General features: G+C 55.3%; 15 protein-coding genes. 5 read left to right on the top strand and 10 right to left on the bottom strand.

Going from position 1 to position 14,991, the window contains the following annotated elements; all coding sequences use genetic code 11:
• Nucleotides 1-74: 74 nt before the first annotated feature.
• From modD to ACF8OF_RS11440, 5 genes are read right to left on the bottom strand one after another with little or no spacing between them, the layout of a single operon-like run.
• Nucleotides 75-920, bottom strand: a complete 846-nt coding sequence (modD, locus tag ACF8OF_RS11420) for a ModD protein (protein ID WP_392496695.1) — start codon at nucleotides 918-920, stop codon at nucleotides 75-77.
• On the bottom strand, nucleotides 917-1,756 hold the full coding sequence (locus ACF8OF_RS11425) for a class I SAM-dependent methyltransferase (protein WP_262864193.1): 840 nt from the start codon (nucleotides 1,754-1,756) through the stop codon (nucleotides 917-919). The genes modD and ACF8OF_RS11425 overlap by 4 nt, the downstream gene beginning before the upstream one ends.
• The gene (locus tag ACF8OF_RS11430) at nucleotides 1,753-2,526 is read right to left on the bottom strand and encodes an ABC transporter ATP-binding protein (RefSeq protein WP_392496696.1); all 774 of its coding nucleotides are present in this window, start codon (nucleotides 2,524-2,526) and stop codon (nucleotides 1,753-1,755) included. The genes ACF8OF_RS11425 and ACF8OF_RS11430 overlap by 4 nt, the downstream gene beginning before the upstream one ends.
• Nucleotides 2,523-3,536 carry an iron ABC transporter permease gene (locus tag ACF8OF_RS11435; protein ID WP_262862363.1) on the bottom strand — a complete coding sequence of 338 codons (1,014 nt, stop codon included), beginning with the start codon at nucleotides 3,534-3,536 and terminating at the stop codon, nucleotides 2,523-2,525. The genes ACF8OF_RS11430 and ACF8OF_RS11435 overlap by 4 nt, the downstream gene beginning before the upstream one ends.
• Complete coding sequence (locus ACF8OF_RS11440) at nucleotides 3,533-4,564, bottom strand: ABC transporter substrate-binding protein (protein WP_392496697.1); 1,032 nt, start codon at nucleotides 4,562-4,564, stop codon at nucleotides 3,533-3,535. The genes ACF8OF_RS11435 and ACF8OF_RS11440 overlap by 4 nt, the downstream gene beginning before the upstream one ends.
• A 201-nt stretch (nucleotides 4,565-4,765) precedes the next feature.
• Here ACF8OF_RS11440 and gntR point away from each other — a divergent pair, with 201 nt between their 5' ends.
• The 4 genes from gntR (at nucleotide 4,766) to ACF8OF_RS11460 (ending at nucleotide 9,039) form a co-directional block, all read left to right on the top strand.
• Nucleotides 4,766-5,761 (top strand): gluconate operon transcriptional repressor GntR, encoded by a 996-nt coding sequence (gntR, locus tag ACF8OF_RS11445; protein ID WP_262860132.1) that lies wholly within the window; start codon nucleotides 4,766-4,768, stop codon nucleotides 5,759-5,761.
• Between the two features lie 170 nt (nucleotides 5,762-5,931).
• Nucleotides 5,932-6,474 carry a gluconokinase gene (gene gntK / locus ACF8OF_RS11450; protein WP_262860131.1) on the top strand — a complete coding sequence of 181 codons (543 nt, stop codon included), beginning with the start codon at nucleotides 5,932-5,934 and terminating at the stop codon, nucleotides 6,472-6,474.
• A complete protein-coding gene (gene gntU, locus ACF8OF_RS11455; protein ID WP_262860130.1) occupies nucleotides 6,471-7,808 on the top strand; it encodes a gluconate transporter in 1,338 nt (445 codons plus the stop codon). Before gntK ends, gntU begins: the two co-directional genes overlap by 4 nt.
• 169 nt (nucleotides 7,809-7,977) lie before the next feature.
• Nucleotides 7,978-9,039, top strand: a complete 1,062-nt coding sequence (locus ACF8OF_RS11460; protein ID WP_392496698.1) for a methyl-accepting chemotaxis protein — start codon at nucleotides 7,978-7,980, stop codon at nucleotides 9,037-9,039.
• A 2-nt stretch (nucleotides 9,040-9,041) separates the two neighbouring features.
• Here ACF8OF_RS11460 and ACF8OF_RS11465 read toward each other — a convergent pair whose 3' ends face one another.
• The 5 genes from ACF8OF_RS11465 to ACF8OF_RS11485 form a co-directional block, all read right to left on the bottom strand.
• A complete protein-coding gene (locus ACF8OF_RS11465; RefSeq protein ID WP_392496700.1) occupies nucleotides 9,042-9,599 on the bottom strand; it encodes a hypothetical protein in 558 nt (185 codons plus the stop codon).
• Nucleotides 9,596-10,186 carry a ComF family protein gene (locus ACF8OF_RS11470; RefSeq protein WP_262860127.1) on the bottom strand — a complete coding sequence of 197 codons (591 nt, stop codon included), beginning with the start codon at nucleotides 10,184-10,186 and terminating at the stop codon, nucleotides 9,596-9,598. The genes ACF8OF_RS11465 and ACF8OF_RS11470 overlap by 4 nt, the downstream gene beginning before the upstream one ends.
• A 184-nt stretch (nucleotides 10,187-10,370) precedes the next feature.
• A complete protein-coding gene (locus ACF8OF_RS11475; protein ID WP_392496701.1) occupies nucleotides 10,371-11,327 on the bottom strand; it encodes a PfkB family carbohydrate kinase in 957 nt (318 codons plus the stop codon).
• 9 nt (nucleotides 11,328-11,336) lie between these two features.
• The gene (locus ACF8OF_RS11480; RefSeq protein ID WP_392496703.1) at nucleotides 11,337-12,737 is read right to left on the bottom strand and encodes a purine-cytosine permease family protein; all 1,401 of its coding nucleotides are present in this window, start codon (nucleotides 12,735-12,737) and stop codon (nucleotides 11,337-11,339) included.
• On the bottom strand, nucleotides 12,734-13,753 hold the full coding sequence (locus tag ACF8OF_RS11485; protein ID WP_238153288.1) for an ADP-ribosylglycohydrolase family protein: 1,020 nt from the start codon (nucleotides 13,751-13,753) through the stop codon (nucleotides 12,734-12,736). Before ACF8OF_RS11485 ends, ACF8OF_RS11480 begins: the two co-directional genes overlap by 4 nt.
• Before the next feature lie 249 nt (nucleotides 13,754-14,002).
• On the opposite strand from ACF8OF_RS11485, the gene ACF8OF_RS11490 reads away from it, so the two are divergent.
• On the top strand, nucleotides 14,003-14,740 hold the full coding sequence (locus ACF8OF_RS11490; protein WP_392496704.1) for a GntR family transcriptional regulator: 738 nt from the start codon (nucleotides 14,003-14,005) through the stop codon (nucleotides 14,738-14,740).
• The last annotated feature ends 251 nt before the right edge of the window (nucleotides 14,741-14,991 follow it).

The raw sequence follows: 14,991 nt of genomic DNA on the forward strand, positions 1-14,991 counted from the left end.
AAAGGATAAAATGGCCGGTTCAGTGACCTGACCGGTTTATCCCTTAACTCACTATAAGGTTGTGCGGTTTTCCGTCAGCGCGGATATAACCGGACTTTAATGTCCGCAGGGGACGCATAATACGGCGCAGACGTGACAAACAGCTTCACGCCGGTATCCGCATACTGCCCGATGGTTTCTGCATTCAGTCCGCCGGCAACCGACAGTGTGCAGCCCGGTGCCAGCACCGCCGCATCTTTAACGAGACGGCGGATATCATCAGGACTGAATTTATCCAGCTGCAGCACATCCGGGCAGCCTTTCAGCGCCTGATAAGCTTCATCCGGGTTATCCGCCTCGGCAATAATGGCCTTTTCCGGCGCTTCACGGCGCAATGCGGCAATCGCCGCACACCAGTTTTCCGGCTCTGCCAGGAAACGGCGGTGATTGGCAAACAGCAGGATAGTTTCCGCGCAGCCCTGACGGTGGATGATGCCTTTCCCTGCCAGTACAGCAGCGGTTGCCAGCAGTTTGGTGCCGGGGATATTTTTACGGGTGCAGGCCAGCTGTGCGTCCGGCTGATACTGACGAAGGGTATCCACCATGCAGCGGGTCATCTGTGTCACGCCGCTGCTCCACTCAATTACATTCTGGACCATCTTCCAGCCCTGATGCAGCGCTTCCGCGCGACCGGTTGCGGTCAGTAACAGGGTACCGGCTTCGGTATGATCGCCGTCGTTCGCGTGTAATTGTGTCTGTAAGCCGAGTTTTTCCAGTAATTTCTGACCCAATGTCAGCCCGCTGACATAACCGGCCTGCTTGCGGGAAAAGTGCATTTCCCCGCTCTGTGCGCCGATGCCGAGTGCGCGGGTGGTGAGATCGCCGTAATGAATATCCTCCAGCAGGAGGTTGTCCATAAAGGCATCACTGTAGTAGATCACTTCCGGCCTCCCGGCAGCAGCAGGGACGATTCCGGTACCACATTCCAGGACACCATGGCCCAGTCGCGGGTGGCGGGTACCACCGGCAGGCCGTCTGCCGCCTGTTGGTCGTAATAGCGGCGCAGCAGCGTCATTTCATGGTCATCAAGCTGTCCCAGCGACCAGACCACCCCTTCGGCAAACTGCTCAAAGGTCATATTGTCGCGGCTCTGGCAGTTCGGGCTGCGGATAAATTCCACATCGGGATGAATACCAAGCTGGTTGAGGATATTCACCGCGTAAATATAGGTCGGCAGCGTGACCGGCGTGCGCCCGATGGCGCGGATCACGCGGATATCGACAAATGTCGGGCTGACAGTGTGAGTGGTGTAAACCCGCAGCCGTGCATGGCGGTTCAGTTTCAGCAGCGCGGCCTGTAAATCCATCACCAGTGTGGAGCGGGAGGCCACTGCGATATCGCACGGCGGCAGGGCTGACCAGTCATCTTCCCAGGCGCAGTGGCGGAAAGTGACGTGTGAACAGCCCTGAGTCTCTGCCCGCTGGCGCGCGACTTTCAGCATTCCTTCGCTGTAATCAATGCCGGTGACCTGCTCAAAGCTGTCCGCCAGCTGTAACGCGACAGAGCCCGGCCCGCAGCCGACATCCAGCAGGGTTTTTGCGCCGGTGGTATCGACAATCTCTTTAAAGCGGATCAGGTACGGATCGGCGGGGTTCGCACAGTTTTGTGCCATTTTCTCCGCACGTTTATCCCAGTGTTCCGGATCTTTGCGGGTGCGTTCGGCCTGTGCGAGATGGTCGCGGTAGAGTTGTGCGAAATCGATATCATCAATAGTCATGAGCATCCTTTATAAGCTGGCTGCGCGAAGTGGGCAGCAATATGTTCTGGTGTCACATGATAGAGTGCCGCCAGGGTTTCCGGTGTGAGCAGCGCAGCAGGTTTATCCTGGCAGGCGGGGCCGTCTTTGCTGAGCATTACGATACTGTCCGCCACGGCTGCCGCATGCTGCGGGTGGTGGGTGGACATCAGCACGGTGATCCCTCTCTCACGTAACTGTTCGATTTTATTAAGTAATTTTATCTGATTGCCGAAATCGAGGCTGGCCGCTGGTTCATCCATAATCAGCAGTCCCGGCTGTTGTATCAGGGCGCGGGCAATCAGTACCAGCTGTTTTTCCCCGCCGCTCAGGCAGGAATAGGCGCGTTGTGCCAGATGGGCGATCCCCAGGTGGGCCAGTTCCTGCTCTGCCATCTGCCGTTCGGCGCGTCCGGGGGCGGCAAACAGAGAGAGATGGGCACTGCGTCCGAGAGCAACCATATCCGCCACACGGAAAGAAAATGGCATGTTGTGTGCCTGCGGTACATAGGCAACGCGGCGGGCGAGTGCGGCGGCACTCCAGTCACGCAGCGGTGTGTTATCAATGCGGATTTCCCCGGCTTTCGGCGGTAACAGGCCGAGCAGGGTTTTCATCAGTGTGGTTTTACCGCAGCCATTGGCACCGAGCAGACAAATAATTTCTCCCTGATGCAATTGCAGATTGATGTCAGTGAGTATTAACTTATCTCCGTAGCCGACCGCCAGGCCGCGGGTGGTCAGGACATCGCTCATCCGTTCCTCCGGGTCTGCAACAGCAGAAAAATAAAGAAAGGTGCGCCGACCGCAGAGGTCAGAATGCCGAGCGGCAGTTCAATCGGGGCAATGGTGCGTGCCAGCGTGTCTGTCAGCAGCAGCATAATGGCACCGATCAGCAGAGATACCGGCAGCTGGTGGCTGAAGTTGGCACCCACTAACAAACGGGTGATATGCGGGACAATCAGTCCGAGCCAGCCGATAATCCCCGCGACGGAGACCGCACTGGCGGTGATCAGGGTGGCTGAAGCAATAAAAATCAGCCGCGTCACGGTGACATTCAGCCCGAGTGCGCGGGCTTCCTCATCACTCAGGCTGAGCAGGTTCATGCGCCAGCGCAGCAGCAGAAGCGGCACCATCCCGGCAACGATCAGCGGAGCGGTGGTTTTAATATCATCAGGTGAAATCGCGGACAGGCCGCCGAGCAGCCAGAAGGTCATAGCAGGCAGCTGGGTATAGGGATCGGCCAGAATTTTCATCAGGGAAATGGCAGAGCCGCACAGGGCGCTGACGGCGATCCCGACCAGCACCAGTGACAGTACCGGATCATGCTGACGCGCCAGCCGGGCGACAGAATAGACCAGGGCAACCACACACAGCCCGCCGGTAAAGGCGAACAGCTGGATAGTGAGCATTGACTGACCGGCAAAAATCCCGAGGATCGCACCAACCCCCGCCCCGGCGGAAACGCCCAGAATATCCGGTGAAACCAGCGGGTTACGGAACATGCCCTGATACGCTGCCCCGGCGATAGCCAGCCCGCCGCCGATGATCAGCGCGGCGGCAATGCGCGGCAGACGGATTTGCCAGAAGACGGTCATATCGCGGCTCAGCGCCGGATCGTCCGCACCGCTGTTGCCGGTAATTTTCGCTGTCACCACGTCCCACAGTTGCTGCGGAGTTAGTGAGAACTTACCAACATTCAGGGCAATACCAGTGACCAGCACCAGCAGCACAAGCAGTAACAGGGTTTTGGCGGAGGTGGTCATCGGGCGGATAACAGACTGTTAATCTGTGCCTCCGATAGCGGCGAGTGATAAAACAGACTGAAAAACAAACCGGTGTCTGCTTTCAGATCGGCACTCTCCGGGTCAAACTGTGCCTGAAGGCGGCGCAGCCCTAATAACCGGTTCAGTCCCGGCGGGCTGTCGAGCCAGCCGGACGGCAGCCCGGCATAGTAAAAGACCTGCTTATTCTTCACCGCATCCAGGCTCTGCCAGACCTCACCCTGCATAATCGCATCATACGTCACGGCATCCTGGGCGATAATAAAATCCGGGTTCCACTGCAGTAACTGCTCGAAAGAGACTTCCGCCAGCCCCTGCATATCCGGGACATCCGCGACATTCTCAAACCCCAGCAATTCCGGGGCTTCGCTGTGAATGGAGCCGCGCAGGCCGGTTTGCAGACCTTTTGCACCGCGTGCCAGATAAAAACGGCGGTTGTGTGTCTGACGATCAGCAAAAGCGGCAGCATCCCGCAGCCATTTATCTGCCAGCTGTGCCTGTTGTTCCGTGCGTTCTGTTTCCCCCAGCAATGCACCGGCCTGACGCAGCAGATCCGGCGTTTGTGTCAGATTACCGGACAACAGAATATACGGAATACCGGTCTGGCGGCTGAAACGGGCGGCCTGAGAGCGGTAAGTGTCATCGGTCAGTCCGCTGTCAACAATCACATCCGGTGCCAGTGCCAGCAGGGCTTCCGGGGAGAGGGTACTGCCGCGTCCGGAGAGGCGTCCGGTGACCGGCAGCGCGCGCCAGCGGGGCGCAAAATACGGGCTGTTTTTTACCGACAGGGAGGCGAAGCCGGGCAGTTTTTCCGGGGCGACCGCAAACAGCAGCTGATCAGTTGGCGGGCCGCTGCTGACCACACGGTGAATGGCCTCCGGCGGCGGAAGCTGACCATAAATAAAGACCTGAGAGGCGGTTTCCGGCGCGGCAGCGGCTGACAATGCCGGGAAAGTGAACAGCAGTGCGCAGCAGAAAAGAAATCCGGAACAGAGGCGGTTAAGTGTCATCGTGATCAGTCGTCGTTATCGTTATATGTATTGTTATACAGCGGGACGTTAGCGCAGAGCATGAGGTGAGTCAATAAAATCAGCGGTAAATAGGGAAGTAAGTCAAAACAAGGTAAAATTCCGGGTGGAATACGGTATAACTACGGCCTCTTTTGGCGGGATATGACGACACACAGACCAGTCTGTATTAAGATAAGCACTATGAAGAAAAAACGCCCTTCGTTACAGGACGTGGCTGACCGCGTTGGTGTAACCAAAATGACTATCAGCCGCTTTTTACGTAACCCTGAACAGGTTTCCGAAAAACTGCGCGGCACCATTGCCCGTACCCTCGATGAACTGGGGTATATTCCGAACCGGGTGCCGGATATTTTATCCAACGCCACCAGCCGGGCTATCGGCGTGCTGCTGCCCTCGCTGACCAACCAGGTGTTTGCGGAAGTGATCCGCGGTATCGAAACCGTGACAGATGCCGCCGGGTATCAGACGATGCTGGCGCACTACGGCTATCAGGCGGAGAAAGAAGAAGATCGCCTGGTCTCCCTGTTGTCCTACAATATTGACGGCCTGATCCTGGCCGAACGTACCCACACCCCGCGCACCCTGAAAATGCTGGCTACCGCCGGCATTCCGGTGGTTGAGCTGATGGACAGCGTCTCCCCCTGCTATGATTCCGCCGTCGGGCTGGATAACCGGCTCGCTGCATTTGAAATGACACAGGCCATGATTACACGCGGCTGCCGCCGTGTGATTTACCTCGGCGCACGTCATGACGAACGGACATTCATGCGCCTTCAGGGTTATGAACAGGCCATGCGGGACGCCGGGCTTGAACCGGGCAATGTGATGACACAGGAAAGTTCATCCTATTCGCTGGGGGCGAGACAACTGCACCAGGTCAGAGCCGATTATCCGGATGCTGACGGGCTGTTTTGTACCAACGATGACCTTGCGATCGGTGCTATTTTTGAGTGTCAGCGTCTCGGGATCCGCATTCCGCAGGATCTGGCGGTTGCCGGGTTCCACGGCCATGATGTCGGTCGTGTGATGACCCCGAAACTGGCAAGTGTTCTCACACCGCGTGACCTGATGGGCCGCCGTGCGGCAGAAGTGCTGCTGGCGCGTCTGCGCGGTGAACTGCCGCCTCAGCAGATAGTGAATGTCGGCTTCGAATTATTACCGGGAGAGAGTATTTAACGGCTCCCGGCCCTTCCTGAAGTGACAGGTATTTCGTTTGAGATAACTGTCACAATTTATTCATCTGAAAACAGTGTTTGATTGCATTGTAACCATATCCGTTGGTAATGTTACCGGTAATAGTTACCGGTAACATGTCCGGTGATAATGACCGCATAAGAGGAATTGTTATGAGTGATAGCCAAAAACCACATCACGCCTTTGTTTTGATGGGGGTTTCCGGCTGCGGAAAATCCGCTGTGGCTAACGGGGTTGCAACCGGGCTGAATGCGGCCTTTCTGGACGGGGATTACCTGCATCCGCGTGCCAATATCGAAAAAATGGCAGCCGGGCACCCGCTGAATGATGCCGATCGCGAACCGTGGCTGAAAGCCATCAATGACGCGATTTTTGCTATGCAGCGGACCAATGAGCTTTCGGTGATTGTCTGTTCGGCCCTGAAAAAAAGCTACCGCGATATCCTGCGCCGTCAGAACAAAAACCTGTCATTTATCTGGCTGAAAGGGGATTTTGATCTGATCGAAAGCCGCCTGAAAGCCCGCAAAGGGCATTTCTTCAAACCGGAAATGCTGATCACTCAGTTCGATACCTTAGAAGCACCGGACACTGCCGCAGAGCCGGATGTGCAGGTGCTGGACATTCAGCCGCCGCTTGAGGATGTGATTGCGGGCGCGGTTCAGATTATCAGACAGGTTTCCGGAGGTCAGTCATGACAACATTAACTCTGGTGTTAACTGCCGCCGGGTCGGTATTACTGCTGCTGTTCCTGGTGATGGTCGCACGGCTGCACGCCTTTGTGGCGCTGATGATTGTGGCTATCGGCGCGGGGCTGTTCTCCGGCATGCCGCTGGAGCAGATCACACAGACCATGCAAAACGGTATGGGCGGCACACTTGGTTTCCTGGCGATAGTGGTCGCGCTCGGGGCGATGTTCGGCAAAATCCTGCATGAAACCGGCGCACTCGACCAGATAGCCGTGAAGCTGCTTAACGCCTTCGGTGAAAAACGGGCGCACTACGCGCTGGGGATCGCCGGGCTTATCTGTGCGCTGCCGCTGTTCTTTGATGTGGCGATTGTGCTGCTGATCGGCGTGGTTTTCGCCGTTGCCCGCCGGACCGGCGGTAATGTGGTGCGCCTGGCTATCCCACTGTTTGCCGGTGTGGCGGCGGCGGCCTGCTTCCTGCTGCCGGGACCGACCCCGATGCTGCTGGCAGACCAGATGGATGCGGATTTCGGCTGGATGATCCTGATCGGCCTGTGTGCGGCGATCCCGGGCATGATCCTGGCAGGCCCGCTGTTCGGTAACTTTATCAGTAAGTTTGTCACCCTGGAGTTGCCGGAAGATTTGACTGAACCGAGCATCGGGCAGAGTAAAATGCCGTCGTTCGGCCTGAGCCTGGCGCTGGTACTGTTCCCGCTGGTGCTGGTCGGTCTGAAAACCATTGCCGCGCCGATGGTGGATCCGGATTCAAAACTGCACGCCTGGCTGGTGTTTATCGGACACCCGTTCCTGGCGATCCTGATTGCCTGTCTGGTGGCGATTTATGGCCTGGCAATCCGCCGTGGCATGAGCCGCAATAAAGTCATGGAAATCTGCTCTGCCGCTATTCAGCCGGCCGGGATTATCCTGCTGGTGACCGGTGCCGGTGGTGTGTTCAAACAGGTGCTGGTGGATTCCGGTGTGGGTCCGGCGCTGGGTGAATCCCTGATTGGTGCGGGGCTGCCGATTGCGGCTGCCTGTTTTGTTCTCTCCGCTGCCGTCCGTGTGATCCAGGGCTCTGCAACCGTTGCCTGTCTGACCACCGTTGGTCTGGTATTACCGGTTATCGGTGAGCTGGGCTATTCCGGCGCACAGCTGGCGGCATTGTCTGTCTGTATCGCGGGCGGCTCTATTGTACTGAGCCACGTGAACGACTCCGGTTTCTGGCTGTTCGGGAAATTTACCGGCGCGACGGAAGCACAAACCCTGAAAACCTGGACGCTGATGGAAACCATCCTCGGCACCACCGGTGCCATCGTCGGTATGTTATTCTTCGCCTTCCTGTAACATCGCTGTTTTCACTCTCCGGCAGCGGGTTATTAAAATCCGCTGCCGTTTTTATCACTCCCCGCCATCTGCATAAAGCCTCTGTTTTTTCCGCCGATAGTCAATGTGACCCCGGCGGCAATCTGCGCTATTTCCCTGAGTTGTATTATCTGTCTTAACCGGAATTAACATGCTGAATATAATGAAAAAATGGATGTTTTTACAGAAAAAACAGCCCGTTGTCTTCTGGGAGGAACCGGCGGTTTATCCGGCACCGTCAGAGCACGTGATGACGGGAAATACGGATGAACAGCAGCACTATCACGGTGAAATTCTGTGCCGTCATTTGCTGGATGGGATCGCGACGATAGAGATTATCCGCAACTCCCTGCTGGATTCCGGCACCCGGCTTGCCGGGGAGCAGGGCACACTGGATGAAATCGCGCTGCATAACAGCGAAACACGCCGCTATATGCAGGAGCTGTGCAGTGTGCTTGATGATATCAGTGAGCACGCGGATAAGGGGCTTGATTACACGCAAAAACTGGTCTCTGTGCTGGGACAGATTAATCAGAACATTAATAATATCGAACGCCTTGCCAACCAGACTAATCTGCTGGCGGTTAACTCGGCGATTGAAGCGTCTCATGTCGGCAGCCGGGGAGCCGGGTTTTCAGTGATTGCCCGTGAGATAAAACAGTTATCCGGTGAAATTCAGGACGAAGCCGTCAATATCACTGCCTTTACCGGCAAAATAAAATCACATGCCAAAGCGATTTATACGGATGCGGAAGATAACCAGAAGCTGGTGAGCAGCATCCGCGATATCGCGGTGCAGGCCGAGGATCGCTTACAGAATATGATCACCAGTTCCTCGCGGATGGAAGCGATCATCCGGTTTGTGGCGGTTCAGCAGTTTCTCAATACCGTCAAGCTGGATCACGTTGTCTGGAAAGGGGATATCTACCGCCGCCTGCTGGACGGAAACGCGGATTTATCGGTTAACGACCACACACAGTGCCGTCTCGGCAAATGGTATTACGCGGACGACGGACAGCGCTTTACCGGTCATGATGCCTACCGGAAGCTGGAAAGGCCGCACCGGCTGGTGCATCTTTCCGGGCGTCTGGCGCTGGAAGCCAGGGCTCAGGGCTCACTTCATGATGAGGAGCTGCATTTAACGGCCATGGAAGAAGCCAGCCGTGAAGTGATCGAAAATATTGATGACCTGCTGGCGTCGATCAGTTACTGATATCAGCCGAACAGCGTGATTTGCCGGTTTTTCAGTCGGGTGATTTTTTCGGATAGCTGAATTTTCTTTTCTGCGGCGGCAAAGGCATCCGGCGGCATATGACTGAGCAGTTCACTGAGCTGATCCGGTGATTTTACAACAATAAACTGTTTTTTATCGCGGATAAAAACAACGGAATATTTTTTCTGATGTAATAATTCCAGCACATTACTGAGAGTGCCGGTGCTGCGGCTGTCCCAGATCATCAGTCCGTAATCCGCTTCAGCGGCCATCGCTAAGTCTTTCGCGGTAAAAAATGCCCGGCTTCCCGGCGCATAAGGGGTTTCTGTCACCTGCACCGGCCAGTTTCCGAGGTTATTTCTCGGGGTTGGTGAGCTGCTGAAGACAGTGACGTGATGATAACCGGATTGTTTCAGAAATTGCTGAATGGCTGAATCCGCACCGGCGGCATCACCGACAATAATACGGAGATGCCGGGCGGTTATTTTTTTCAGCCGTTCAGTGACCAACGGGTCTAATACTTTGATTTTAATCGATCCTGCGACGAAAATCGTCGTCATGCCGGTCTCCAGGTGAGTGTCGCCACATAAATGTTGTTCACTTTACTATAACCGCGAAGAACTTGACAGGCTGACTCCAGTGATGCACCGGTATGGTACAGGTCATCAATGACCACGACATTCCAGCACCCGTCATTTTGAATTTGATCAAAAACAGAATAGCGGTCACCGATGGCATCCAGTTTTTCCTGCTTGTCAGTCAGATTTTTGAGCGGTGTACCTCCGGATTCTTTCAGCAGCAAATGATCAAAATGCGGCAGTCGCGTCATGCCTGAAACCAGCCGGACAATTTCTGTTACCGGCTGGCGGGAACGGGCGGTGGAGGCGGGCATGGGAAGGACGAAACGGGCATCCGGAAAACGGGCTTTTATATGATCTGAGAGGCAGCGGGCGAGCGGGTCAAGCTGAGACCAATCCTGTTTATATTTCAGCCGGTACAGCGCTTCACCCACTTCTGTTCTTTTGGTATCAAACTGCATGTGCCCGGCACTGTTTTTACCCAGCGGTCTGCTCCATTCAGTGTGTTTATCCAGGGCGAACCCCGCTTTCCAGCTCCCGTAGAGTGGCTTGATATCGGTCTTCATCATCAGTCCTTTGGTAACGAATACAACACAGGTATTGAGGGATGATTAAAGATTGTTCTTTTGGGGGATGCACGTTTCCGGCGGAGATTTTGTGAACAGAAAGGCAAAATGACGGGATATTACGTATAAAAAACCCCCGTAATCCGGGGGTTGAGTGAACATCGCTGTCGGGTAAACGGGCGGTGTTTCAAGGGTGATGATGTAAAAACTCACTCAGCTCCGCGCGGGTGGGGGCGCCGTCAGATCCCGGACGGCTGACCACAATGGCTGCCACCGCATTACCGGTCTGTACGGCATCCGTGAGCGGTTGTCCGCAGGCCAGACCGGCGAGAACACCGGCGCAGTGGCTGTCTCCGGCGGCAATGGTATCAGCCACCGGCACCGTATATGCCGGGATGCTGACCGGCTGCTGCCCCGGCTGACAGACCACAGCACCTTCTTTATCAAAGCGGGCGATTAGCGGCAGACCATAGCTGTCGGCAAACGCCTGCGCATCGTCTGTCTGTATCTCAGACTGTTTTCCGCCCTGCGGATTGAGCTGTGCCAGTTCGTCACGGTTGACGGTCAGCAGCGGCTTTTTCGCCAGCAGCTTTTCAATAAAGTCCGGATCAATGTCCCGCAGACGCGGACCGAAATCCGCAAACAGGGTTTTATCCGCACTCTGCGCCAGCAGCCAGTTACGCAGCGGTGCGCTTTCCGGACTGACCAGCTCGTAACCGGAAACATAAATCAGGGCATTGTCCGGCACCGGGATTTGCGCGAGCAGTTCTTCACTCCAGTGCTGTTCACAGCCTTCGATGGTGATGAATGTGCGTTCTTTGCTTTCCTCGACCAGCGCCAGGCACCAGCCGTTATCGTGCGTCGGATGGCGTAGCAGAACCGGCAGATTTTCCTTTTCCATCGCGGCAGTGACTTGTTTTCCCCAGCTGCCGTTGCCGGCGGGAATACCGTTGACCGGCACAATGCCGAGACGACTCAGGGCACGGGCGACATTAAAGGCGCAGCCGCCGATCTGCTGCCCGAGCGGCAGGGCGCTGATATCATCCCCGCTGTGCGGCAGGGCATTCACTTCCAGCATCACATCGCCGAAAGCCGCGCCGATAACCACGACCGGGCGCTGTGGTGTCAGTAACGATACATCCATCTGTTCCGTTTAACCCCGTGCCGGTTTCATCATCAGTGTCAGGCGGTACGCCGCCATGCTCACCAGGAAGGAGACAAACAGCCCCAGACTGGAATTTTCAAACACACCGGTGGCAAACGGCCCGTTAATAAAGCCGGTTTTCGTGACCAGCAGCCCGGCAACCGAGCCGCCGAGCCAGCACAGGAAGGTCGGCCAGATAACCCCGGTGTCGCCGTAGAGCGAAACGTCGTCGTAACCGGCGGTTTTATGTTTACAGTAATAATCGGTGATAAAAATCGCCGCCCAGGAAGCCAGGAACAATCCGCAGAACACCAGGAATGAAATAAACGGCCCAAGGAAATCACCGGAAACAAACAGAACATAAATCGCGATCGCCAGCACAATCACGCCATCAAGAGCAACGGCGGTGCGCTGTTTGAGTTTGATGCCCATGCTCAGCAGGTTGAGACTGGCGGAATAGAGGCTGAGGACGGCGATAGTGACAATCCCCGCCACCGCAGCAGCCAGATACGGCACCGCCATCCAGGACGGCAGCAGTCCGCCGATGGCGGCAATCGGGTTTTCTTCCGCTGCCAGATCAGGCAGTTGCGCGGTCAGCAGAATACCGGTCAGGATCAGCAGTAACAGCGGAAGCGCAGCCCCGCCGACCACAGAGCCGAAAATACGGCTGTGGGATGAGGACGGGCTCTGGTCGCGGCTGTAATCCGCCCCGGCAATCGCCCAGCTGATCCCGGTGCCGGCGGCGATAATGGACACCGCAGGCAGGAAACCGGTGATCCAGCTACCGGAAGGACGGTTGATCAGCGCCTGCCAGTCTGCAGTCGCCAGCAGCCAGAGCACGACAAATAGGGTCATTGCCCCGAAAATTCGCGTGATCCATTTCTGCATCAGCAAAACGGTGTTCTGCCCGAGAATACTGACCAGTACTGTCAGCCCGCCGAACAGTATCAGCGCGATGGCTGTCATCAGGTGTCCGCTGCCCAGCCCGATGGCGGTAAACAGCGCGGCCAGTGTCAGAGTGCCGGTGATGATATTCACCGCTTCCCAGCCCATCAGGTTAAACCAGCAGAACGCCGTCGGCGCGATATTGCCGCTTTTGCCGAAGCTGGCACGGGAAAGGGTGAGGGTGGTGGTCCGGCCGATTTTACCGGCGATACTGGTGATCCCCACTAAAATAAAGGAGGCGACACCAACCACTGCCGCTAAAACCGACTGAAAGAAAGAAAGCCCGAACGACACAATAATCGCGCCATAAACCACACCGAGAATACCGATATTAGCGGCACACCAGACAAAGAACAGTTCGGCGGGTTTTTTGGTCTGTCTGGAAGGGGGGATCAGGCCGATCCCCAGTTCTTCGATGGTCGGGTCGGTGTTGTTCAACGCTGAAGGGGCAGATTGCTGACTCATGACATCATCCTGTTCGTCGCGGCATACTCCTGTCTGAACTGTGCCAGACGGCGGGCATACGGCGTAAAATCGATATTATTTGTATGATTTATCAATGCGATACTGTCAGCATCAAAACTGTCAATGCCGTGAATTGCGCCGCAGATGGCCGTCGCCATGGCACCGATGGTGTCCGTGTCGCCGCCCAGATTTGCAGCCAGTACCGCACAGCGTACGGGATTGGTGTTGGCTAAATCCGCGAGTGCAATGGCACACGGGATAGATTCAATATTATCCATACCGGCGCCGACTATCTCATAGAGATCGGTCAGTGCCTGTTCTTCGTCCGTACGCCCGCGGACCACATTGAGGGCGTACATAATCCTCCGTCCCAGCAGCGGGCTGAAGGTGGATTCGAACCGGCGCTGAACAGTGTCAGCCAGCGGTATGACAGCCTGTTTTATCGCAGACCAGTCAGTGCCCTCAACAGCCAGACTGACGGCCCGCGCAATCACGACAGCACCGGCAATGGCGATATCGGATTTGTGGGTCGGCAGACAGGAGAGCCTGACCTGCTCAATAAAACGATCTGTATTATATGATGGCATCAGGCAACCAACAGGCGCGACACGCATCGCGGAACCGTTGGTCACACCATTTGCCTCTATTTTATCTAAAGGTATTCCCTGGTGTATGGCATTCAGCGCAGCTTTTGATGTCGGCCCCAGAATATTTTTTTCAAATGCCTTTATCCGGGTGGCCCACGCCATGATGTGACGGGCGATCGTCTGCGGGACGACCGCACCGTGCTCCTCAATAATGGCATCCATCAGAGCAACACACTGACTGGTATCATCGGTAAATTCCCCGGCAACAAACTCGTTGGCGGCAATATTCTCCTCCGGGCCCGGCAGGAAGGTATCAATCCAGCCGAAGTGCTGGCGGACCCGGCTCTTCGGCCAGAGTTCCGACGGCATGCCCATGGCATCTCCGGTTGCCTGCCCGTAAAGACAACCGAGAATACGTTTTTCTGTCACATTTAACGGGACTGCTGCTGATTGTGTCATTTATTATTATCTGGACTGGTGTTGAATGAATGAAAAACAACAAACTGTATTATTGGTATAAAACGGCTGTGGAGCCTTTATCGTTATAGAGTATATAATAGACTACAAATAAGTCCAGTTGTAGTCCAGTTGAATTGATTTTAATCAGTATGTGATAGCGGACACAAAAGTTGCTACACTGTTTTCAGCCGTTATCCGCAGCATGACAGGAACCTATTTGTGGAACATGATTTTCTCACTTTTTTACAGCACAGGCTTGATCAGCAATCAACCGTTCCGTTATATCTCCAGCTGAAACAAGGGATTGAAGAAGCCATCACACAAAAGCAGCTGACGCACGGTTGTGTTCTGCCGTCTGAGCGTCGTTTAGCGCAATCGCTGGGGGTATCCCGCGTGACGGTGGTGAAGGCACTGGACTTACTGCTGAAACAGGGGCTGGTGGTGAAACATCACGGCAAAGGCACGCAGATTAATCTGCCGGTGCAGTACAACCTGTCCGGCGGCGGTTTTTCCGCACAGGCCGCCGGCAGCGGCAAGGTGTCCAACCGCTGGCTTATTCGTCAGCTGGACTCTGTACCGGACTCACTGGCCTCTGAACTGGAATTATCCGCAGGTGATACCATGGCGGTGATCAAACGTGTCCGGCTGGTGGATGATATTCCGGTCTCGCTGGAAACCATGTTTATCCCGGAAGCTTTTCTGCCGCGCCCTGATCTGCTGGACGGCTCTCTGTATGCGCACTGGCTGGCGCAGGGGATTGAGCCGGATATGCAGGAGTATGCGCTCTCTATCTGTCATCCGTCAGAAGAAGAGGCGAAACTGCTTTCTATTCCGCCGACCGCCTCACTGATGAAAATTATTCTCAGAAGCCGCGACAAACAGGGCCGGGTGCTGGAATACGGCACGGCTATCTGCCGCAGTGATTTCTATCATTTCCACTTTACGGTAAAAGCCTGAAAGCAAAAAAAACCGATAATTGGTTGTCCAACTATCGGGGGAGCACTTCACCTCCGGCCTGATGCTCAAAATGGTCGGCATCATCGATCAGTAACTGATAAGATACAGCATAATCGATTATTAATATTTATACGTGGCTTATAAGGTCCTCTGGCCTTGTCCACTTAGTTTTCCGGTTTCGCATTTTCATTTTCAGGTTTTTTTAATTGTTTAACATCACTGGATTACATACCACCATACTTTTATTTCCA

Source organism: Morganella sp. TYF_1 (assembly GCF_043105645.1).
Classification (GTDB): Bacteria; Pseudomonadota; Gammaproteobacteria; order Enterobacterales; family Enterobacteriaceae; genus Morganella; species Morganella morganii_B.